The sequence below is a fragment of the Streptomyces sp. NPDC090106 genome, from assembly GCF_044747265.1.
GTDB lineage: Bacteria > Actinomycetota > Actinomycetes > Streptomycetales > Streptomycetaceae > Streptomyces.
The window spans coordinates 882,141-902,453 of record NZ_JBIVDS010000001.1; the positions used below are offsets into that span (position 1 = coordinate 882,141).

The 20,313-nt window shown below is 70.4% G+C and carries 21 protein-coding genes; 3 read left to right on the forward strand and 18 right to left on the reverse strand.

Translation table 11 applies throughout. The features are described 5' to 3' along the window. Positions 1-22: 22 nt before the first annotated feature. From alr to glmS, 5 genes are all read right to left on the reverse strand, one after another. Positions 23-1,195, reverse strand: a complete 1,173-nt coding sequence (alr, locus tag ACIPSE_RS03855) for an alanine racemase (protein WP_401657078.1) — start codon at positions 1,193-1,195, stop codon at positions 23-25. Between the two features lie 50 nt (positions 1,196-1,245). After that, a complete protein-coding gene (locus ACIPSE_RS03860; RefSeq protein WP_401657080.1) occupies positions 1,246-2,121 on the reverse strand; it encodes a L,D-transpeptidase in 876 nt (291 codons plus the stop codon). Positions 2,122-2,660: 539 nt separating this feature from the next. Next, positions 2,661-4,091 (reverse strand): NAD(P)H-hydrate dehydratase, encoded by a 1,431-nt coding sequence (locus ACIPSE_RS03865; RefSeq protein WP_401657082.1) that lies wholly within the window; start codon positions 4,089-4,091, stop codon positions 2,661-2,663. A gap of 19 nt (positions 4,092-4,110) precedes the next feature. Next, positions 4,111-4,482 (reverse strand): holo-ACP synthase, encoded by a 372-nt coding sequence (locus tag ACIPSE_RS03870; RefSeq protein WP_401657084.1) that lies wholly within the window; start codon positions 4,480-4,482, stop codon positions 4,111-4,113. A gap of 1 nt (position 4,483) precedes the next feature. Next, on the reverse strand, positions 4,484-6,331 hold the full coding sequence (glmS, locus tag ACIPSE_RS03875; RefSeq protein WP_401657086.1) for a glutamine--fructose-6-phosphate transaminase (isomerizing): 1,848 nt from the start codon (positions 6,329-6,331) through the stop codon (positions 4,484-4,486). Between the two features lie 162 nt (positions 6,332-6,493). On the opposite strand from glmS, the gene coaA reads away from it, so the two are divergent. Together coaA and ACIPSE_RS03885 are read left to right on the forward strand one after the other, a co-directional pair. Then, a complete protein-coding gene (gene coaA, locus ACIPSE_RS03880; protein WP_401657088.1) occupies positions 6,494-7,462 on the forward strand; it encodes a type I pantothenate kinase in 969 nt (322 codons plus the stop codon). Between the two features lie 19 nt (positions 7,463-7,481). Further along, positions 7,482-8,402 (forward strand): DUF389 domain-containing protein, encoded by a 921-nt coding sequence (locus ACIPSE_RS03885; protein WP_401657090.1) that lies wholly within the window; start codon positions 7,482-7,484, stop codon positions 8,400-8,402. A 539-nt stretch (positions 8,403-8,941) separates the two neighbouring features. On the opposite strand, the gene glmM is transcribed toward ACIPSE_RS03885, so the two are convergent. The 3 genes from glmM to rplM all read right to left on the reverse strand — a co-directional run bounded on the left by glmM (position 8,942) and on the right by rplM (position 11,510). After that, on the reverse strand, positions 8,942-10,300 hold the full coding sequence (gene glmM, locus ACIPSE_RS03890; RefSeq protein ID WP_401657092.1) for a phosphoglucosamine mutase: 1,359 nt from the start codon (positions 10,298-10,300) through the stop codon (positions 8,942-8,944). A 195-nt stretch (positions 10,301-10,495) separates the two neighbouring features. Continuing rightward, on the reverse strand, positions 10,496-11,023 hold the full coding sequence (gene rpsI / locus ACIPSE_RS03895) for a 30S ribosomal protein S9 (protein ID WP_401657094.1): 528 nt from the start codon (positions 11,021-11,023) through the stop codon (positions 10,496-10,498). A 43-nt stretch (positions 11,024-11,066) separates the two neighbouring features. After that, positions 11,067-11,510 carry a 50S ribosomal protein L13 gene (rplM, locus tag ACIPSE_RS03900; RefSeq protein WP_401657096.1) on the reverse strand — a complete coding sequence of 148 codons (444 nt, stop codon included), beginning with the start codon at positions 11,508-11,510 and terminating at the stop codon, positions 11,067-11,069. Between the two features lie 353 nt (positions 11,511-11,863). Here rplM and ACIPSE_RS03905 point away from each other — a divergent pair, with 353 nt between their 5' ends. Further along, complete coding sequence (locus ACIPSE_RS03905) at positions 11,864-12,742, forward strand: hypothetical protein (protein ID WP_401657098.1); 879 nt, start codon at positions 11,864-11,866, stop codon at positions 12,740-12,742. 50 nt (positions 12,743-12,792) lie between these two features. Here the strand turns inward: ACIPSE_RS03905 and truA are convergent, their stop codons facing one another. The 10 genes from truA to secY all read right to left on the reverse strand — a co-directional run bounded on the left by truA (position 12,793) and on the right by secY (position 20,067). Beyond that, positions 12,793-13,638 (reverse strand): tRNA pseudouridine(38-40) synthase TruA, encoded by an 846-nt coding sequence (gene truA, locus ACIPSE_RS03910; protein ID WP_401657100.1) that lies wholly within the window; start codon positions 13,636-13,638, stop codon positions 12,793-12,795. Between the two features lie 73 nt (positions 13,639-13,711). Next, a complete protein-coding gene (rplQ, locus tag ACIPSE_RS03915) occupies positions 13,712-14,206 on the reverse strand; it encodes a 50S ribosomal protein L17 (RefSeq protein WP_401657102.1) in 495 nt (164 codons plus the stop codon). 185 nt (positions 14,207-14,391) lie between these two features. Beyond that, entirely contained in the window at positions 14,392-15,414 is a 1,023-nt protein-coding gene (locus ACIPSE_RS03920) for a DNA-directed RNA polymerase subunit alpha (protein WP_003966937.1), read from the reverse strand. A gap of 137 nt (positions 15,415-15,551) precedes the next feature. Further along, complete coding sequence (gene rpsK, locus ACIPSE_RS03925) at positions 15,552-15,956, reverse strand: 30S ribosomal protein S11 (RefSeq protein ID WP_003956432.1); 405 nt, start codon at positions 15,954-15,956, stop codon at positions 15,552-15,554. 70 nt (positions 15,957-16,026) lie between these two features. Then, positions 16,027-16,407 (reverse strand): 30S ribosomal protein S13, encoded by a 381-nt coding sequence (rpsM, locus tag ACIPSE_RS03930; protein WP_171143562.1) that lies wholly within the window; start codon positions 16,405-16,407, stop codon positions 16,027-16,029. 199 nt (positions 16,408-16,606) lie between these two features. Next, on the reverse strand, positions 16,607-16,720 hold the full coding sequence (gene rpmJ / locus ACIPSE_RS03935; protein ID WP_003998809.1) for a 50S ribosomal protein L36: 114 nt from the start codon (positions 16,718-16,720) through the stop codon (positions 16,607-16,609). A gap of 29 nt (positions 16,721-16,749) precedes the next feature. Further along, entirely contained in the window at positions 16,750-16,971 is a 222-nt protein-coding gene (gene infA / locus ACIPSE_RS03940; protein ID WP_003948620.1) for a translation initiation factor IF-1, read from the reverse strand. Positions 16,972-17,150: 179 nt separating this feature from the next. Further along, positions 17,151-17,987, reverse strand: a complete 837-nt coding sequence (gene map, locus ACIPSE_RS03945; protein WP_401657672.1) for a type I methionyl aminopeptidase — start codon at positions 17,985-17,987, stop codon at positions 17,151-17,153. A 104-nt stretch (positions 17,988-18,091) separates the two neighbouring features. After that, positions 18,092-18,754, reverse strand: a complete 663-nt coding sequence (locus ACIPSE_RS03950; RefSeq protein ID WP_401657104.1) for an adenylate kinase — start codon at positions 18,752-18,754, stop codon at positions 18,092-18,094. Next, positions 18,754-20,067 (reverse strand): preprotein translocase subunit SecY, encoded by a 1,314-nt coding sequence (secY, locus tag ACIPSE_RS03955; protein ID WP_401657106.1) that lies wholly within the window; start codon positions 20,065-20,067, stop codon positions 18,754-18,756. The genes ACIPSE_RS03950 and secY overlap by 1 nt, the downstream gene beginning before the upstream one ends. Positions 20,068-20,313 lie beyond the last annotated feature (246 nt).

Sequence of the window (20,313 nt, forward strand, 5' to 3'; positions counted from 1 at the left end):
CCTGGTCCTACTGCCGGGTCACCTACCCAGCTCGTCCCTCGTTCACATGGACGCGGGGGACCCGGCTTCCGATCCGGGTGACGATCTCGTACGCGATCGTCCCGGCCGCCTTCGCCCAGTCCTCGGCGGTGGGCTCGCCGCGGTCGCCGGGGCCGAACAGGATCGCCTCCGAGCCGGGTTCGGGCAGGTCACCGCCGAGGTCGACGACGAACTGGTCCATGGCGACGCGTCCGGCGACGGTCCGCCACTTCCCGCCGACCAGCACGGGCCCGGTGCCGGAGGCGTGCCGCGGGATGCCGTCGGCGTACCCGACGGGGACGAGCCCGAGGGTCGTCTCGCCCGGAGTGACGTACTGGTGGCCGTAACTGACGCCGTGTCCGCCCGGGACCCGCTTGACCAGGGCCACGGACGCCACGAGCGTCATCACCGGGCGCAGTCCGAGGTCCGCGGAGGTGCCGACCTCGGGGCTCGGCGAGATGCCGTAGGTGGCGATCCCGGTCCGTACGAGGTCGAAGTGGGACTCGGGAAGGGTCAGCGTGGCGGGCGAGTTGGCGATGTGCCGCACCTCGGGGCGGATGCCCGCGCCCTCGGCGACGGCGAGCATCTCCCGGAAGGTGGTGAGCTGCGCGGCGATCGAGGGGTGCCCGGGTTCGTCGGCGCAGGCGAAGTGGGACCACAGCCCGGTGACCTTCAGCAACCCCTCGGCCTCCGCGCGCAGGGCGTGCGCGACGAGTTCGGCCCAGTCCTCGCCGGGCTGGCAGCCGTTGCGCCCGAGGCCGGTGTCGGCCTTGAGCTGGACGCGGGCCGGGACACCCGCGAGCCGGGCCGCCTCGGTGACCTCGCCGAGGGCCCACATCCCGCTGACGGACACGTCGAGACCGGCCTCGACCGCCTCCCGCCAGGGGCCGCCGGGCGTCCACAGCCAGCACATGATCCGTACGTCGGTCAGGCCGGCCGCGCGCAGCGCGAACGCCTCCTGAGGGGTGGCCGTCCCCAGCCAGGTGGCGCCCGCCTCGACGGCCGCGCGGGCGCACGGCACCGCTCCATGGCCGTACGCGTCGGACTTGACGACGGTCATCACGGCGGCGCCCGGCGCGAGCGCGCGCAGGGTCCGCACGTTGGCCCGCAGGGCGTCCAGGTCGATCTCGGCGCGAGCCCGCGGGGGCGTGCTCGGCTGGGCAGCTGTCTCAGTCATGGCGCACCCAGTCTCTCAGAGGGGCCGAACGCTCCCCGGGCCGGACGGGTCTAGGCTCCGGGCCGCCGTCCCCAGACATGGACACGGTCCCCCTTCTTCAGCACGCCCCACAGCTTGCGGGCGTCGCCGAGCCGCAGGTTCACGCACCCCATCGAACCGACGGTGGTGAAGATGCTGCCGTAGACGGCGTGGAAGGCCTGGCCGCCGCTGAAGAACTGCGCGTACGGCATGGGCTGGTTGTAGAGCGTGGACACATGGTTCTTGTGCCGCCAGTAGACCTTGAAGGTGCCGGTCCTGGTCCGGTAGCCGGCGCGTCCGCTGCGCATGGGCACGGGGCCGAAGACGACCTTCCGGCCCTTCTGCACCCAGGTGATCTGCCGGCCGAGGTCGACACAGGCGACCCGGCCCTTCCTGACCGGGCACTTCTTCGCCGCGTTGGGGTTCTTCAGCGCGGACAGGTACTGCATCCGCCCCCAGGTGACGGACCCGGCGAACCCGATCGCGGGCTTGATCCCCTGCTTGACCTGGAAGGCGCGGATGGCCCGGCAGTCGGCCGCGGACTGCTTCCCGTCCGCCTTCCGCTTCAGCCACTTCTCCACCTGCCGCTGGTGGGGCCCGGCCTTCTTGGTGCAGGACACCCGGTCGACGGCGTCACCGAGCGGCACGTACTCCACCAGGTCGTACGTCCCCGGCACGGCGTCCAGCGGCTCGACGGCGTCCTCCCGCGCGCTGGGCGTGTACACCTTCGGCGCCAGCACCTGGTCCGGGGTGTCGATCACCCACGGCAGGTGCACCCCGGGCACGAGATCCGCCTCGGGGCCGGGCGCGGGCGGCACGGGCGCCCCGTACGCGGCCCCGGCGGGCAGCACGGTCACGGCCGCGACCAGCACGGCGAGGCCCCGCAGCGCAATACGTCCACTGATCATGCGATCAGAAAAACGTGCCCCCACCGGCCCCCGCCGGACCGACGCGACCGGATCACCCGGACGTACGCAGCCCCCGGCCGCTTCCGGGACGCCTGACGGTTACCCCGGCCGCTTCCGGGCCACCCGACCACTCCCACCGAGTGCCGGCTTCAAAGCAACTGGCCACCACCCCCGTACACCCCGCCAAGCCCCCACACCCCTCCGCCACATCCCGCGAGGCCGTGAAGGCAGGCCGCCGGACCACCCACGTCCCAGGCGGCGCTCCGGAAGCAGCCGACCGCAACCCCGACCGTTTCCAGGACGCCCGACCGCCCCCCAGCGGGCGGTTTCAAAGCGGCCGACCGCTACCCCCGCACATCCCGCCAAGCCTCCCGCACCCCCACCGGCACCCCATCCGCCGCGAAACGGCCAGCGAAGCCGTGCGGATACACCGCCGGACCACCCGCGTCCCGTGCGGTTCCGGGGCGGCCCACCGCAGCCCCCGGCCGCTTCCAGGACGCCCGACCGCCCCCAGTGGGCGGTTTCAAAGCGGCCGGCCGCTACCCCCGCACATCCCGCCAGGCCTCCCGCACCGCCTCCGCCACGTCCTGCGCGCCCACCGGCGCCCCGTCCGCCGCGAAGCGGCCCGCGAGCCCGTGCAGATAGGCCGCCGCGCTGCCCGCGTCCCGCGCGGAGAGCCCCGACGCCAGCAGCGACCCGGCCAGTCCCGACAGCACGTCCCCGCTCCCGGCGGTGGCCAGCCACGCCGTCCCGGTCGCGTTGGCCCGCACGGCCCCGCCGTCCGGGTCGGCGACCAGCGTCGTGGAGCCCTTCAGCAGCACGGTCGCCCCGTACCGCCCCGCGAGTTCCCGCACCGCGGCCAGCCGGGCCGCCTCGACCTCCTCCCGGGCCACCCCCAGCAGGGCCGCCGCCTCACCGGCGTGCGGGGTCATCAGGGTCGGCGCGGTACGGCGCCGTACCGCGTCCCGGTCCGCGAGCCGCAGGCCGTCCGCGTCGATCAGCACCGGCACGTCCGCCGTCAGCACCTCGTCCACCGCCGACGCGTCGTCCCCGGCGCCGGGACCGGCGACCCATGCCTGCACCCGCCCCGCCCGGCCCGGCCCGCCCGCGGAGACGAGGGTCTCGGGGAACCGGGCGAGCACCGCGTCCCCGGCGGGCCCGACATAGCGCACGGCGCCCGCGCCGCCCCGCAGCGCGCCCGCGACGGCGAGGACCGCGGCCCCGGGATAGCGGGCGGACCCGGCGGCGATCCCCACGACCCCGCGCCGGTACTTGTCGCTCGCCGCGCCCGGCACCGGCAGCAGCCCTGCCACCTCCGCGTGCTGCAACGCCTCCAGCTCGGCCCGCGCGGGCAGCGCGAGCCCGATGTCCACCAGCCGCACCGACCCGGCGTACCCGCGCGCCGGATCGACCAGCAGCGCCGGCTTGTGCGTACCGAAGGTGACGGTCAGATCGGCCCGTACGGCCGCCCCGCGCACCTCACCGGTGTCCGCGTCGACCCCGCTGGGCAGATCGACGGCGACGACCGCGGCCCGGGACCGGGCGAGCAGGGAGACCAGGTCCTCGGCGTCCGGTCGCAGCCCGCCCTTGCCACCGATCCCGACGATGCCGTCGACGACGAGATCGGCCCGCTCGATCGAAGTCGCCGCGTCGGCGGGCCGCAGCACCGTCCCGCCCGCCCGACGCAGGGCCGCGAGCCCGGCGGCATGGGCCCGCTCCGGCGCGAGCAGCACCGCGGCCACCCCGGCGCCGCGCCGCCGCAGCCGCGCCCCGGCGAGGAGGGCGTCCCCGCCGTTGTCGCCGCTGCCGACGAGCAGCACGACCCGGGCGCCGTACACCCGGCCCAGCAGGTCCGCGCAGGCCGCGGCGAGCCCGGCCGCCGCCCGCTGCATGAGCGTGCCCTCCGGCAGCCGGGCCATCAGATCCCGTTCGGCCGCCCTGACCGTCTCCACGCTGTACGCAGTTCGCATGGGTCAGAGTCTGGCCGGACTACCCCTCGGCCACCACCACGGCCGAGGCGACGCCCGCGTCATGGCTCAGGGACACGTGCCACGACGTCACCCCGAGCAGCGCGGCACGGGCGGCCACGGTCCCGCTCACCCTCAGCCGCGGCTGCCCGCTCTCCTCGACGTACACCTCGGCGTCGGTCCACAGCAGCCCGGCGGGCGCGCCGAGCGCCTTGGCCAGGGCCTCCTTCGCGGCGAACCGCGCGGCGAGCGAGGCAATGCCCCGGCGCTCCCCGCCGGGCAGCAGCAGCTCGCTGTCCAGGAAGAGCCGTTGCGCCATCCCGGGCGTCCGCTCCAGGGCCGCCCGGAACCGCTCGATCTCCGCCACGTCGATCCCGACGCCGACAATGCTCATCTCACTCCACAGTCACCGACTTGGCGAGGTTGCGGGGCTGGTCCACCTCGTTGCCCCGGGCCGTCGCCAGCTCGCACGCGAACACCTGCAAGGGAACCGTAGCGACCAGCGGCTGGAGCAGCGTCGGGGTGGCCGGGATACGGATGAGGTGGTCGGCGTACGGCACGACCGTCTCGTCGCCCTCCTCGGCGATCACGATGGTGCGGGCGCCCCGCGCCCTGATCTCCTGGATGTTGGAGACGATCTTGTCGTGCAGCACGGACCGCCCGCGCGGCGACGGCACGACCACGACGACCGGCAGGTCGTCCTCGATCAGCGCGATCGGCCCGTGCTTCAGCTCGCCCGCCGCGAAGCCCTCGGCGTGCATGTAGGCGAGTTCCTTGAGCTTGAGGGCGCCCTCCAGGGCGACCGGGTAGCCGACGTGACGGCCGAGGAAGAGAACCGTCTTCTTGTCGGCGAGGGACCGGGCGAGGGCCCGTACCGGCTCCATCGTCTCCAGGACCCGCTCGACCTCGTCGGAGATGCGTGACAGGTCCCGGATGACGGCCTGGATCTCGTCGCCCCACTTGGTGCCGCGGACCTGGCCCAGATACAGGGCGACCAGATAGCAGGCGACGAGCTGGGTCAGGAACGCCTTGGTGGAGGCGACCGCCACCTCGGGCCCGGCGTGCGTGTACAGCACGGCGTCGGACTCGCGCGGGATGGTCGAGCCGTTGGTGTTGCAGATGGCGAGGACCTTGGAGCCCTGCTCGCGGGCGTGCCGCAGCGCCATCAGCGTGTCCATGGTCTCGCCGGACTGGGAGATCGCGATGACCAGGGAGCGGCCGTCCAGGATCGGGTCCCGGTAGCGGAACTCGCTGGCCAGCTCCACCTCGCAGGGGATGCGGGTCCAGTGCTCGATGGCGTACTTGGCGATCAGCCCGGCGTGGAAGGCCGTGCCGCAGGCGACGATGACGACCTTGTCGACCTCGCGCAGCTCGGAGGCGGCGATCCGCACCTCGTCGAGGGTGAGCGAGCCGGCGGCGTCGATCCGGCCGAGCAGGGTGTCGGCGACCGCCTTGGGCTGCTCGGCGATCTCCTTGAGCATGAAGTAGTCGTAGCCGCCCTTCTCGGCCGCCGAGGCGTCCCAGTCGACGTGGTACGAGCGCACGTCGGCCGGACGCCCGTCGAAGCCGGTCACCGTCACGCCGTCCCGGCGCAGCTCGACGACCTGGTCCTGGCCCAGCTCGATCGCGGAGCGGGTGTGCGCGATGAACGCGGCGACGTCGGAGGCGAGGAACGCCTCGCCCTCCCCCACGCCGACGACCAGCGGCGAGTTGCGGCGGGCGCCCACGACCACGTCCGGCTCGTCCGCGTGCACCGCGACCAGCGTGAAGGCGCCCTCCAGCCGCCGGCACACCAGCCGCATCGCCTCGGCGAGGTCGCCGCCGGAGGAGAACTCCTCGGCGAGCAGATGCGCGACGACCTCCGTGTCCGTGTCGGACGTCAGGTCGTGGCCGCGCTCGGCCAGTTCGGCCCGCAGCAGCGCGAAGTTCTCGATGATCCCGTTGTGGACGACCGCGACCCGGCCCGCGTTGTCCAGATGGGGATGGGCGTTGGCGTCGGTCGGTCCGCCGTGCGTGGCCCAGCGGGTGTGCCCGATGCCCGTCGCGCCCGCCGGCAGCGGCCGGTCGACGAGTTCCTTCTCCAGGTTGACCAGTTTCCCGGCCTTCTTCGCGGCGGCCATTCCGCCGTCGGCGAGGACGGCGACGCCCGCCGAGTCGTACCCCCGGTACTCCAGTCGCTTCAGCCCGGCCATCACGACGTCGAGCGCCGACTGAGACCCCACGTATCCCACGATTCCGCACATGCGCGGCAGCCTACGCACAGCCCGGCCGGCGAAACGTCTCCTCCGTGCCCGAAATCGGAAATTCCCACGGGCATACGAACATCGGTCAAGGCGTGACGGAGCCCACCCGCCATCCCGTTCAAACTCCGTTAACAATGGACTGTGATCTCTCCGGTCTCCTCGATGCCCCGGAGCGCCCACCGGCACAAGCCGGAGGCGACTCCCTACGTCGACCTCACCCGTGCCGAGTGGAGCGCGCTGCGCGACAAGACGCCGCTGCCGCTGACCGCCGAGGAGGTCGAGCGACTGCGCGGCCTCGGCGACGTCATCGACCTCGACGAGGTGCGGGACATCTACCTCCCGCTGTCGCGCCTGCTCAACCTCTACATCGGCGCCACGGACGGCCTCAGAGGGGCGCTGAACACGTTCCTCGGCGAGAAGGGCTCCCAGTCCGGGACCCCGTTCGTCATAGGGGTCGCGGGCTCGGTGGCCGGCGGCAAGTCGACCGTCGCCCGGCTCCTCCAGGCACTGCTCTCGCGCTGGCCCGAGCACCCGCGCGTGGAGCGCGTCACGACGGACGGCTTCCTGCTGCCCACCAAGGAGCTCCAGGCCCGCGGCCTGATGTCCAGGAAGGGCTTCCCCGAGTCGTACGACCGGCGCGCCCTGACCCGGTTCGTCGCCGACATCAAGGCCGGCAAGGACGAGGTGACGGCGCCCGTCTACTCCCACCTCATCTACGACATCGTCCCCGGCGAGAAGCTCGTGGTGCGCCGCCCGGACATCCTGATCGTCGAGGGCCTCAACGTCCTCCAGCCGGCGCTGCCCGGCAAGGACGGCCGCACCCGCGTCGGTCTCGCGGACTACTTCGACTTCAGCGTGTACATCGACGCCCACGCCGACGACGTCGAGCGCTGGTACCTCAACCGCTTCAAGAAGCTGCGCCAGACGGCCTTCCAGGACCCGAACTCGTACTTCCGCAAGTACACCCAGGTCTCCGAGGAGGAGGCGCTCGACTACGCCCGCACCCAGTGGCGCACCATCAACAAGCCGAACCTGATCGAGAACATCGCCCCCACCCGGGGCCGCGCCACCCTCGTCATCCGCAAGGGCCCCGATCACAAGGTGCGCAGACTGAGCCTGCGCAAGCTCTGAACGTGATGGGGTGGGCGCCATGCTGCATCTGCGCCTGATCACCCCGCCCGGCCGGACGGACGACGTGCTCCGCCTGATCGAGAACACCGTCGGCACCACCCACCTGGTGGTGCTGCCGGGCGCCGCCCGGAATCCCGCCGGGGACGTCGTCCTGTGCGACGTGGCGCGTGAGGCGGGCGACGAACTCCTCAGCGGGCTCCAGGGGCTGGACATCGAGGACCACGGCTCGATCGCCGTGGAGAACATCGACCTGTCCCTGTCCACGCGCGCGGACGAGGCCGAGGCGGAGGCCCCCGGCGAGGGCGCCGACGCGGTCCTGTGGGAGCACCTGACGGACGCGACCCACGAGGAGTCGACGCTCTCCGTCACCTATCTGGCGTTCCTGACGATCGCCACGATGATCGCGGCCTGCGGTGTCGTCCTCGACAACGCGGTCCTCATCGTCGGCGCGATGGCCGTGGGCCCGGAGTTCGGCCCGCTGGCCGGCTTCTCCACGGCCCTCGTCCAGCGCCGCCCCCGTCTGGCGCTGCGCTCGGTGACCGCGCTGCTCGTGGGGTTCGCGGTGGCGATGGCGGTGACGGTGGGCTTCGCCCTGTTCATGGACTCCGTGAACCTGTTCAGCCAGGCCCAGTTGGACGCCGACCGCCCCAACACCGCCTTCGTGTACGCCCCGGACGCCTTCTCCTTCGTCGTGGCGGTCCTGGCGGGCATCGCGGGCACCCTCTCCCTGACCTCGGCGAAGTCAGGGGCCCTGGTGGGCGTGGCCATCTCGGTCACGACGGTCCCGGCGGCGGCGAACGCGGCGGTGGCACTCGCCTACGGCGACACGTCCCAGACCGTCGGCTCCACGAACCAGCTCCTGCTGAACCTGCTGGGCATCGTGCTGGCCGGAACGCTCACGCTCCTGACCCAGAAATGGCTCTGGCGAAAGCGCACTTGAAGCCTGCCCGGCACCATCGTGCCGCCGGTGAACAGGGCCCGGCGGGCACACCCGCCCCGCGTTGCCGTCACCCGCGGACGCATCCGGCTTCCGGCCGACCGGCCCGCCCTCACCCCACGCCGTCGCCCGTCGCCCGTCGCGGCAGCGGCAGCGGCAGCGGCAGCGGCAGCGGCAGCTGAACGACCACGCACCGCCACTCCGAGCGGGCTGATCCACCGGCCAGGCCGTGATGACGCGGGCCCCGCCCGACGTCCGGCCCCGTCCGCCGCACGGCCACGCCGCACCGGCAGGCACGAGCCGCACAGGCGGGGGGGGGGCCGCGGGGGGGCGGCGGGGCCGCCCGCCCCGGGGGCGTTTCACCGGGCGGGGGTAAACCCGGGGGGCCGGGGGCGGGCGCCCCCGCCGGGCGGGGGGGTGGCGGCGGCCCCCCCCCCCGGGCGGCCCCCGCCCGCCCCCCGCCCCCCCCCCCCGGCCCCCCCCCCCCCCCCGGGGGGGGGGCGCCCGGGGGGGGGGGCGGGGCCCGCCCCGGCCCAGGGGGCTTATCCCAGGGCGGACTTCACCGCGTCGGCCAGGCGGCTCGCGACCGAGCGGGCCTGGTCGATGTCGGCGGCCTCGACCATCACCCGGACCAGCGGCTCGGTCCCGGAGGGGCGCAGCAGCACCCGCCCGGTGGAGCCGAGTTCACGCTCGGCCTCGGCGACCGCGGAGGCCAGGTCCGCGGAGGTCCCGACCCGGGTGCGGTCCACGTCCGGCACGTTGATGAGGACCTGGGGCAGCCGCTCCATCACCCCGGCCAGCTCCCGCAGGGACTTCCCGGTCTGGGCGACCCGCGCCGCGAGCATGAGCCCGGTCAGCGTGCCGTCGCCGGTGGTGGCGTGGTCGAGGATGATGACGTGCCCGGACTGCTCGCCGCCGAGGGCGTAGCCGTGCTCCTTCATCGCCTCCAGGACGTACCGGTCGCCGACGGCCGTCTGGACGAGGGTGAGCCCCTCCCGCTCCATGGCGAGCTTGAAGCCCAGGTTGGACATCACGGTCGCGACGACGGTGTCCTCCCGCAGCGCGGAGCGCTCCCGCATGGCGAGCGCGAGGACGGCCATGATCTGGTCGCCGTCGACCTCCTCACCGGTGTGGTCGACGGCGAGGCACCGGTCGGCGTCCCCGTCGTGCGCGATGCCGAAGTGGGCGCCGTGCTCGACGACCGCGGCCTTCAGCAGCCCGAGGTGGGTGGAGCCGCAGCCGTCGTTGATGTTGAGGCCGTCCGGCTCGGCACCGATCGTGATGATCTCGGCCCCGGCCCGGGAGAACGCCTCGGGGGACACGCGCGCGGCGGCACCGTGCGCCTCGTCCAGGACGATCTTCAGCCCGTCGAGCCGGTTCGGGAGCACGGCGACGAGGTGGGCGACGTACTGGTCGAAGCCCTCCTGGTAGGCGCGCACCCGGCCGACACCGGCGCCGGTCGGACGGTCCCAGGGCTCACCGTGACGGTGGGACTCGTACACCGTCTCGATGCGGTCCTCCAGCTCGTCGTCGAGCTTGTGGCCGCCGCGGGCGAGGAACTTGATGCCGTTGTCGGGCATGGCGTTGTGGCTGGCGGAGAGCATCACGCCGAGGTCGGCGCCGAGCACACCCGTGAGATAGGCCACCGCGGGGGTCGGCAGCACGCCGACCTGGAGGACGTCGACGCCGGCGCTGGCGAGGCCCGCGACGACCGCGGCCTCCAGGAACTCCCCGGACGCGCGCGGATCCCGGCCGACCACGGCGGTCGCCCGGTGGCCTTCGAAGGAGCCCGCCTCGGCGAGTACGTGAGCCGCCGCGACGGACAGACCGAGCGCCATCTCGGCCGTCAGATCCGCGTTGGCGACGCCGCGCACGCCGTCCGTGCCGAAGAGTCGTCCCACTTGTCCTCCTGAGGAAGCATGCATGGCCAGCATGAGAATACGGCGATCAGCCGATCACATGAGCCTTTGAGCGCCTTGTGCCGTTATACGCCCAAGGCTGTGATAAACGAACGCCCCGGCGGCACTGTGGCGTGCCGCCGGGGCGTTCGGACGTACTGCGGTGGTGCGAGTACGCGGGCTTGCAGGCAGCGAAGCTTAACGCTTGCTGTACTGCGGAGCCTTGCGGGCCTTCTTGAGACCGGCCTTCTTGCGCTCGACCGCACGGTCGTCGCGGCGGAGGAATCCGGCCTTCTTGAGGGCGCCACGGTTGTTGTCGACGTCGGCCTCGTTCAGCGCGCGGGCGACACCGAGACGGAGCGCACCGGCCTGACCGGAGACACCGCCACCCGCGATGCGGGCGATGATGTCGTAGCGGCCTTCGAGCTCGAGCACCTTGAAGGGCTCGTTGACTTCCTGCTGGTGCACCTTGTTGGGGAAGTAGTCCTCAAGGGTGCGACCGTTGATCTTCCACTTGCCGGTGCCCGGGACGATCCGGACGCGGGCGATGGCGTTCTTGCGACGGCCCAGGCCGGCGGCCGGCTGCGGGTCGCCGAAGCGGGACGCCAGCGACTCGGAGGTGTACTCGCCCTCGACGGGCACGTCCGACTCGGTGGTGTAGCTGTCGATGTCGACAAGCTCGGTCTCGGTCTCTTCGACCGGCTGCTCAGCGGTGGTCTCGGCCACGATGCTCCTCAGATCTTTTCTCTGTTTAGGGGTGTGGCCGGAACTACTGCGCGACCTGGGTGATCTCGAACGGCACCGGCTGCTGGGCAGCGTGCGGGTGCTGGTCGCCCGAGTAGACCTTCAGCTTGGAGATCATCTGACGGCCCAGGGAGTTCTTGGGGATCATGCCCCGGATGGCCTTCTCGACGGCCTTCTCGGGGTTCTTCGCCAGCAGCTCGTCGTAACGGACGGAGCGCAGACCACCCGGGTAACCGGAGTGGCGGTACGCCAGCTTCTGGGTCTTCTTGTTGCCGGACAGGTGAACCTTGTCGGCGTTGATGATGATGACGAAGTCGCCCATGTCCATGTGCGGGGCATAGGTCGGCTTGTGCTTGCCGCGGAGGAGGTTCGCAGCAGTGGTAGCCAGACGGCCCAGGACGATGTCCTGAGCGTCAATGACATGCCACTGGCGAGTCACATCGCCGGGCTTGGGGCTGTACGTACGCACTTCGCAGCCTTCTTCTTCAGTGGATGGGTGCTGACACATGGCATCACTGAAGCGATCGTGCAGCTGGGGACGACAGTGCCGGGAACGAGGCCCGTATGCCGCCCACTGGTAACTGCTCCAGGGAACCCGCGTAAAGGGCTCCGTCGCGCGAGAGCGACCGAGCCGATACGCATAACAAACCGCAAGCGTACTCGGGCTGACCCGGAAGGGTCAAAACGAGCCCTCTACCAGGTCGGCCGCCGGACAACTCACGGGGCACCGGACCCGGGTATGTACGGCCCTGCCGGAAAGGTCCCCCGGTGCCGGGACGGAGCCGCTCCGGCCCGGCGCGCCCCACGTCTAAGATGCGCCCCATGAGCTATGGGCAGCAGGGGGGACCCCCGTCCCAGTGGGATCCCTGGAAACCGAATTCCCAGCAGCCGTGGGACGGCGGCCAGGACGGCCGGACCCCGGACTGGGCCGCGCTCGCCGAGGCGTCGGAGACCCGCAACAAACGGCGGAAGCTGCTGTTCGTCGTGGGCGGCGCCCTGGCCACCGCGGCGATAGGCACCGCCGTGGCGATGGCCGTGGTGTCCGCCGGCGGCGGCAGCAACGAGGCCAGCACCACGTCCTCGCTGCCGGCCAGCGCCGACATACCGAGCCAGTCCGCCACGGCGCCCTCCTTCGCGCCGACCAGCGCGCCGCCGCCGCTGGACCCGAAGGACTTCGTCGGCAGCAAGACCAAGGACACGGCACCGCTCAGCGCGGAGAGCCTCTTCCCGGGCACGCAGCTCACCATGGGCGAGACGGTCTACAAGAAGGGCCGCACCGCCGACACCACGAACTGCGCCTCGGTGACCAAGGGCACCCTGCCCAAGATCCTCAAGGACAACGACTGCACCCGGCTGCTGCGGGTCTCCTACATCAAGGACGGCGTCGCGGTGACGGTCGGTGTCGCGGTCTTCGACACCGAGGCCCAGGCGCTGAAGGCCAAGGGCCAGGCCGACAAGAAGAGCGTGGTCGCCTCGCTCTCCGGCGACGGCGTCAAGGCGTTCTGCGACTCGGCGGTCTGCCGTACGACCACCAACTCCTACGGCCGCTACGCCTACTTCACGGTGGCCGGCTTCACCAACGGCAAGAACGTCACCGAGAAGAGCACCGAGGTCTTCTCCACCGGCAACGACCTGGCCGAGTTCACCTTCCGCCAGATCCGCCGCCGCGGCGAGGCCCAGGCGTCGGCGGCCACCGGCTGACCGGCACGGGCCGCTGAGGCGGCAGGGGAAGGGCCCCGGGGGCCCTTCCCTCAGTGCACCTGCCCCCGCACCCGCCGCGCCGCCCGCTGGCGCTCCGCCAGGAGCCCGTCCGCCGGATAGGCGACCTCCTCCAGCGTCAGACCGTGCGGCCGCACGACGTGCACGGCGCTGTCCCGGACGCCCGCGTCCAGCACCTTCCGGGGCCACTCCACCCCGCGGTGGCCGTCGCCGACGAAGAGCAGCGCGCCCACCATGGAGCGGACCTGGTTGTGGCAGAAGGCGTCGGCACGGACCTCGATCTCGACGACCCCGCCGTCCGTGCGCCGTACGCCGAAGTCGAGGATCTCCCGGACCGTGGACGCCCCTTCGCGCTTCTTGGCGTAGGCCGCGAAGTCGTGCTCCCCGACCAGGGACCCGGCGGCGGCGTCCATCACGTCGACGTCCAGCTCCCAGTCGTGCCAGAGCACATGGCCCCGCAGCAGCGGGTCGACCCCGCCCGGCCGGTCCCCGACCCGGTACACGTACCGCCGCCACAGGGCCGCGAACCGCGCGTTGAAACCCTCCGGCGCCTCGGTCAGCCGCCACACCCGTACGTCCTTGGGGAGCCGCCCGGCGAGCCGCTTCAGCAGCTTCTCGCGGTGCTCGTCCCACACCTGTGCGGGCAGGTCGACATGCGCCACCTGGCCCCGCGCGTGCACGCCCGCGTCGGTGCGCCCCGCCACGGTCAGCTCGTACGTCACGTCCCCGGACCGGGTGACGGTCCGCAGCGCGTCCTCGATCTCCCCCTGCACGGTCCGCCGTCCCCCGGCCTGCTTGGCCCACCCGGAGAAGTCGGAACCGTCGTAGGACAGGTCGAGCCGCACGCGCACGTACCCGGGCTGTACTTCGTCACTCACACAGAGATCCTCTCAGCGACGCGGAACGGGCCCGCCCCGAAGGGGGCGAGCCCGTTCACTGCAAGGCGGAGCCTCAGGCGTCCTTGGACTCCTCGGCGGCCTCTTCGGCCGGCGCGGCGTCCTCGACGACCTCGTCCTTCTTGAGGGCGTCCTCCTTGACCGCACGCTTGGTGGCGGCCTCGGCCTCGCCCGTCGCCTGCTGCGCGACCGTCAGCGCCTCGACCAGCTCGATGACAGCCATGGGCGCGTTGTCGCCACGACGGTTACCGATCTTGGTGATGCGGGTGTAGCCACCGGGACGGTTCTCGTAGCGCGGGCCGATCTCGGTGAAGAGCGTGTGCACGATGCTCTTGTCCGTGATCACCTGGAGCACCTGACGGCGGTTGTGAAGGTCGCCCTTCTTCGCCTTGGTGACCAGACGCTCGGCGTAGGGCCGCAGACGGCGGGCCTTCGCCTCGGTGGTGGTGATGCGGCCGTGCTCGAAGAGCGCCTTCGCGAGGTTCGCGAGGAGGAGCTTCTCGTGCGCGGCGCTGCCGCCCAGACGGGCACCCTTGGTGGGCTTCGGCATGGTGTTTCTCCTAGATGTCTGCCCCGGCCGTACTAGGTACCGGGGTCAGTATCCGAGCGGGCGGATGCCCGTCGAAGATCCGGGTGACGGGCCCCGAAGGGGCCGTCGCCCGGAAGGGGCGCGGGGAACTGCGCGACAAGCCGCAGCGCACCCGCACCCGAGTACGGACCAGGAGGCCCGAGCTCTCAGTACTGCTCGGTCTCCACGAAGCCCGCGTCCGCGTCGTCGTCGGCGCCGAAGGCGTCGGCGGCGGCGGTCGGGTCGAATCCGGGCGGGCTGTCCTTCAGGGCCAGGCCCATGCCGGCCAGCTTCGCCTTGACCTCGTCGATCGACTTCGCACCGAAGTTGCGGATGTCGAGCAGGTCGGCCTCGGAGCGGGCGACGAGCTCACCCACGGAGTGGATGCCCTCGCGCTTGAGGCAGTTGTACGACCGAACGGTGAGCTCCAGCTCCTCGATCGGCAGGGCGAGATCGGCGGCCAGGGCGGCGTCCGTGGGGGACGGGCCCATGTCGATGCCCTCGGCGTCGATGTTCAGCTCGCGGGCGAGACCGAACAGCTCCACCAGGGTCTTGCCGGCCGACGCCATGGCGTCACGGGGACGCATGGCCTGCTTCGTCTCGACGTCGACGATCAGCTTGTCGAAGTCGGTCCGCTGCTCGACACGCGTGGCCTCGACCTTGTACGTGACCTTCAGAACCGGCGAGTAGATGGAGTCGACCGGGATACGGCCGATCTCCTGGCCCACCTGCTTGTTCTGCACGGCGGAGACGTAGCCGCGACCGCGCTCGACGGTCAGCTCCATCTCCAGCTTGCCCTTGCCGTTGAGCGTGGCGAGGACCAGGTCGGGGTTGTGCACCTCGACACCGGCCGGGGGCGCGATGTCGGCGGCGGTGACCAGACCCGGGCCCTGCTTGCGCAGGTACATCACGACCGGCTCGTCGTGCTCCGAGGAGACGACCAGCTGCTTGATGTTGAGGATCAGGTCGGTGACGTCCTCCTTGACGCCCGGCACGGTGGTGAACTCGTGCAGGACACCGTCGATACGGATGGACGTGACCGCCGCACCCGGGATCGACGACAGGAGCGTACGGCGCAGGGAGTTGCCGAGGGTGTAGCCGAAGCCCGGCTCCAGCGGCTCGATCACGAACCGGGAGCGGAACTCGTCGACGACCTCTTCGGTCAACGAGGGACGCTGAGCGATCAGCATGTGATTCCTTCAGTTCAGGGGCACCCACTATTTGATGCCCTGAGGCCGCCAGGCGGAGCCTGACGGTGTTACCACAAGGGTACGGGCGATACGACCCGAAGAGGCCGTACCGCCCGCAAAGCCCTGGTGAAGCGAGGTCAGACGCGACGACGCTTCGGCGGACGGCAGCCGTTGTGCGGGGTGGGCGTGACGTCCTGGATGGAGCCGACCTCAAGACCGGTCGCCTGAAGCGAACGGATGGCGGTCTCACGACCGGAGCCCGGGCCCTTGACGAACACGTCGACCTTGCGCATGCCGTGCTCCTGCGCGCGACGGGCAGCCGACTCGGCGGCCATCTGCGCGGCGAACGGCGTGGACTTGCGGGAGCCCTTGAAGCCGACGTGGCCGGCGGAGGCCCACGAGATCACGTTGCCGGACGGGTCCGTGATCGAGACGATGGTGTTGTTGAACGTCGACTTGATGTGCGCGTGGCCGTGCGCGACGTTCTTCTTTTCCTTGCGGCGCACCTTCTTGGCAGCGCCCTGACGACCCTTGGGGGGCATCTAGTTACTCCTACGGGGAGGTGGTCGGTCCTACAGCGAAGACCGCTGATGAAGCGTTGTCCGCTGAGGACTACTTCTTGCCGGGCTTCTTCTTGCCGGCGATGGCGCGACGCGGGCCCTTGCGGGTGCGGGCGTTCGTGCTCGTACGCTGACCGCGGACGGGCAGACCACGACGGTGACGGAGACCCTGGTAGCAGCCGATCTCGACCTTGCGGCGGATGTCGGCCTGGATCTCGCGACGGAGGTCACCCTCGGTCTTGATGTTGTTGTCGACGTACTCACGAATCGCGACGAGCTGCTCCTCGGAGAGGTCGCGAACGCGGGTGTTCGGGTCGACACCGGTCTCGGCCAGCGTGAGCTGGGAGAGGGTCCGGCCGATACCGAACACGTAGGTCAGGGCGACCTCCACGCGCTTTTCGCGCGGGATGTCAACACCGGAAACGCGTGCCATTCAATGGCTCCTGGTGATCTTCGGAGGTCTTCCACAGAACCGGTTCCCAGCCGCCGTACCAGGTACGAACTGGGTCCCCGGCCTCCGAACCGGGGGTGTCAGGCACGATCGCTCGTCCTGGGTCCTGCGTATGAACAAATTCAGCTCGCGTCGCGCGAATCTCTGCGGTTCAGATGCAGAGGGTTCGGTCGATCGTGCGTCAGCCCTGGCGCTGCTTGTGGCGCGGGTTCTCGCAGATGACCATGACCCGACCGTGACGGCGGATCACCCTGCACTTGTCGCAGATCTTCTTGACGCTCGGCTTGACCTTCATGAGATTGAGGTTCTCCGAGTCAGAGGGATCTACTTGTAGCGGTAGACGATCCGGCCACGGGTCAGGTCGTACGGAGAGAGCTCCACCACGACCCGGTCGTCAGGGAGGATGCGGATGTAGTGCATACGCATCTTGCCGCTGATGTGTGCCAGGACCTGGTGGCCGTTCTGGAGCTCGACCTTGAACATGGCGTTCGGAAGAGACTCGACGACAGTGCCCTCGATCTCGATGGCACCTTGCTTCTTGGCCACGCTTCGCCCTTCGAATCGACTACCTTGATCGACTCTGTGCGAGCGCATGCAGACATGCGGGTGCACGAGAGCCGACGAGTCAGTCTACGTCAGCGCACCCGGAAAGACGAATCGAGGAAGAATGCCCGGCTGCGGAGATCTTTAAGCACACCGGGCCCGGTGCACTGCCGACACGCGGCTCAGGCCAGCGGGTCCGGGGCCGCCGTCACTCCGTACTCGGCCAGCTTCGCGCGGCCGCCGTCCGGGGACGTCAGGACCAGAGGGCCCGCCGGGGTCAGCGCCACCGAGTGCTCCCAGTGCGAGGACCAGGTGCCGTCCGTCGTGATGACGGTCCACTCGTCCTCCAGGACCGCCGTCTTCGGCGTGCCCAGGGAGACCATCGGCTCGATCGCGAGGCAGATGCCCGGCACCAGCTTGGGGCCCTTGCCCCGGCGCCGGTCGACGTAGTTCAGCAGATGCGGGTCCATGTGCATCTCGGTGCCGATGCCGTGGCCGCCGTAGTCCTCGATGATCCCGTACTTGCCGCCGCCGGCCTTGGGCTGGCGCCGGATGTACGTCTCGATGGCCTTGGACACGTCCATCAGCCGGTTGCCGAGCTTCATGGCCGCGATCCCGGCCCACATCGACTCCTCGGTCACCCGGGAGAGCTCCAGCAGCTCCGGAGCGTGCCCGGAGCCCACGAAGGCGGTGTACGCCGCGTCCCCGTGCCAGCCGTCGACGATCGCGCCGGCGTCGACGGAGATGATGTCGCCGTCCTTGAGGACGACCTCGTCCGACGGGATGCCGTGGACCACGACCTCGTTCACCGACGTGCAGATCGTCGCCGGGAACCCGCCGTACCCCAGGAAGTTCGACTTCGCCCCGTGCTCGGCGATCACCTTGCGCGCGACCTCGTCCAGATCCTTCGTGGACGCCCCCGGCACCGCCGCCTCACGCGTGGCCGCGTGGATCGCGGCGACGACCAGTCCCGCCTCACGCATCTTGGCGATCTGCTCGGGGCTCTTGATCTGCACCATGGGAAGCCTGCGCTCTCCGTCACTCACGTCAACCGGCTACTTACGTACCACAACAGTACGGCCGTGACGCCCGGCAGGACGTCACGGCCGCTGGGGACCGGCGACTACTCGCCGTCACCCTCACGCTTCAGCCCGGCCAGCGCTCGACCGGTCACCTCGTCCACCGGACCCATGGAGTCGATCGTGACGACCAGGCCCTGGGCCTTGTAGTAGTCGATGATCGGCTCGGTCTGCGTGTGGTAGACCTCCAGGCGCGTGCGCACGGTGGCCTCGGAGTCGTCGTCACGCTGGTACAGCTCACCGCCGCAGACGTCGCAGACGCCTTCCTTGACGGGCTTCTTGTACGACACGTGGAAGACGTGCGAGGAGTCGTTGCGGCAGATGCGCCGGCCGGCGATCCGCTTGACGACCTCCTCCTCGGGGGCCTCCAGGTCCAGTACCGCGTCCAGCTTGATGCCCTCGGTGGTGAGGAGCTCGTCCAACGCCTCGGCCTGCGAGACGTTCCGCGGGAAGCCGTCCAGCAGGAAGCCGTTCTCGGCGTCCGGCTGCTCCATGCGGTCCTTCGCCATCGCGATGGTGACCTCGTCGGGGACGAGGTTGCCGGCGTCCATGTAGGACTTCGCGAGTTTGCCAAGGTCCGTCTGTCGGCTGATGTTGGCGCGGAACAGGTCGCCCGTGGAGATGTGCGGGACACGCAGCTTCTCGGCGAGGCGGGTGGCCTGCGTACCCTTTCCGGCGCCAGGCGGCCCGACGAGGACGATTCGCATCAGCGGAGGAACCCTTCGTAATTGCGCTGCTGGAGCTGGCTCTCGATCTGCTTCACCGTCTCGAGACCGACACCCACGATGATCAGGATGCTGGTACCGCCGAAGGGGAAGTTCTGGTTTGCCCCGAAACCAACCAACGCCATCGTCGGGACGAGAGCGATCAGGCCCAAGTACAGCGAACCCGGCCAGGTGATCCGGTTGAGTACGTAGGAAAGGTACTCAGCGGTCGGTCGGCCAGCCCGGATGCCCGGGATGAAGCCACCATACTTCTTCATGTTGTCCGCGACTTCCTCGGGGTTGAACGAGATCGCCACGTAGAAGAAGGCGAAGAACACGATCAACAGGAAGTAGGACGCGATGTAGTACGGGTGGTCACCCTTGACGAAGTGGGCCTCGATCCAGGTCTTCCAGCCGGAGTTGCCACCGGAGAACTGGGCGACCAGCGCGGGGATGTAGAGCAGCGACGACGCGAAGATGACGGGAATCACACCCGCCTGGTTCACCTTCAGCGGGATGTACGTCGACGTACCGCCGTAGGACCGGCGACCGATCATCCGCTTCGCGTACTGCACGGGGATGCGGCGCTGGGCCTGCTCGACGAAGACCACCAGGCCGACCATGACCAGGCCGACGAGGATGACGGTGCCGAACTCGATCCAGCCGTCGGCCAGGGTGCCCTGCTTCTTGATGGCCCACAGCGCGGACGGGAAGGTGGCGGCGATCGAGATGAACATCAGGATCGACATGCCGTTGCCGATGCCGCGGTCGGTGATGAGCTCACCGAGCCACATGACGACGGCCGTACCGGCGGTCATCGTGATGACCATGACGATCGTGCTGAAGATCGAGCGGTCCGGGACGATGGTCGACGCGGCCGAGCAGCCGGAGAACAGGGCACCGCTGCGGGCGGTGGCGACGAGGCCGGTGCCCTGGAGGATGGCGAGCGCCACGGTCAGGTAACGCGTGTACTGCGTGATCTTCGCCGTACCCGCCTGACCCTCCTTCTTGAGGGCTTCCAGGCGCGGGATGACCACGGTCAGCAGCTGCAGGATGATGCTCGCGGTGATGTACGGCATGATGCCGAGCGCGAAGATCGTGATCTGCAGCAGCGCGCCGCCGCTGAACATGTTGACGAGACCGAAGAGCCCCTGGTTTGCGGACGCCTCGTCGACACAGGTCTGGACACTCTTGTAGTCGACGCCCGGGATCGGGACGTGGGTACCGACCCGGTACACCACGATGATGCCCAGCGTGAAGAGCAGCTTCTTGCGCAGGTCGGGCGTCCTGAACGCCCGGGCGAACGCGGTGAGCACGGTGCCTCCTGCGACCCCCGCGCGACTGCGTCAAGGGTGACGGTCTTGAGATTCCGGATAAGACAACGACTTACGTAACGGCCAACTGCCGCTCTGAGTGCCGCGTCTGGTGAAGCACTCAGCAAAAAGTGGGCAGCGCAGGTCACCTTACCCGCGAGACTGCCCCCCTTGGAACGACCAACCGGGGATACCCCATTTGTGGGGTATCCCCGGTCGGGATCGCTCAAGTCATCGAGACGCCTGTGG

Coding starts and splice junctions, on each gene's coding strand:
- ACIPSE_RS03870 (WP_401657084.1), bottom strand. CDS start 4,482: ATGAGCATTGTCGGCGTCGGGATCGACGTGGCGGAGATCGAGCGGTTC.
- ACIPSE_RS03950 (WP_401657104.1), bottom strand. CDS start 18,754: ATGCGAATCGTCCTCGTCGGGCCGCCTGGCGCCGGAAAGGGTACGCAG.
- rpsM (WP_171143562.1), bottom strand. CDS start 16,407: ATGGCACGCGTTTCCGGTGTTGACATCCCGCGCGAAAAGCGCGTGGAG.
- ACIPSE_RS03920 (WP_003966937.1), bottom strand. CDS start 15,414: ATGCTGATCGCTCAGCGTCCCTCGTTGACCGAAGAGGTCGTCGACGAG.
- rpmJ (WP_003998809.1), bottom strand. CDS start 16,720: ATGAAGGTCAAGCCGAGCGTCAAGAAGATCTGCGACAAGTGCAGGGTG.
- coaA (WP_401657088.1), top strand. CDS start 6,494: ATGCCCCGGAGCGCCCACCGGCACAAGCCGGAGGCGACTCCCTACGTC.
- alr (WP_401657078.1), bottom strand. CDS start 1,195: ATGACTGAGACAGCTGCCCAGCCGAGCACGCCCCCGCGGGCTCGCGCC.
- ACIPSE_RS03905 (WP_401657098.1), top strand. CDS start 11,864: ATGAGCTATGGGCAGCAGGGGGGACCCCCGTCCCAGTGGGATCCCTGG.
- ACIPSE_RS03860 (WP_401657080.1), bottom strand. CDS start 2,121: ATGATCAGTGGACGTATTGCGCTGCGGGGCCTCGCCGTGCTGGTCGCG.
- glmS (WP_401657086.1), bottom strand. CDS start 6,331: ATGTGCGGAATCGTGGGATACGTGGGGTCTCAGTCGGCGCTCGACGTC.
- ACIPSE_RS03865 (WP_401657082.1), bottom strand. CDS start 4,091: ATGCGAACTGCGTACAGCGTGGAGACGGTCAGGGCGGCCGAACGGGAT.
- rplQ (WP_401657102.1), bottom strand. CDS start 14,206: ATGCCGAAGCCCACCAAGGGTGCCCGTCTGGGCGGCAGCGCCGCGCAC.
- ACIPSE_RS03885 (WP_401657090.1), top strand. CDS start 7,482: ATGCTGCATCTGCGCCTGATCACCCCGCCCGGCCGGACGGACGACGTG.
- map (WP_401657672.1), bottom strand. CDS start 17,987: ATGGTGCAGATCAAGAGCCCCGAGCAGATCGCCAAGATGCGTGAGGCG.
- rpsK (WP_003956432.1), bottom strand. CDS start 15,956: ATGCCCCCCAAGGGTCGTCAGGGCGCTGCCAAGAAGGTGCGCCGCAAG.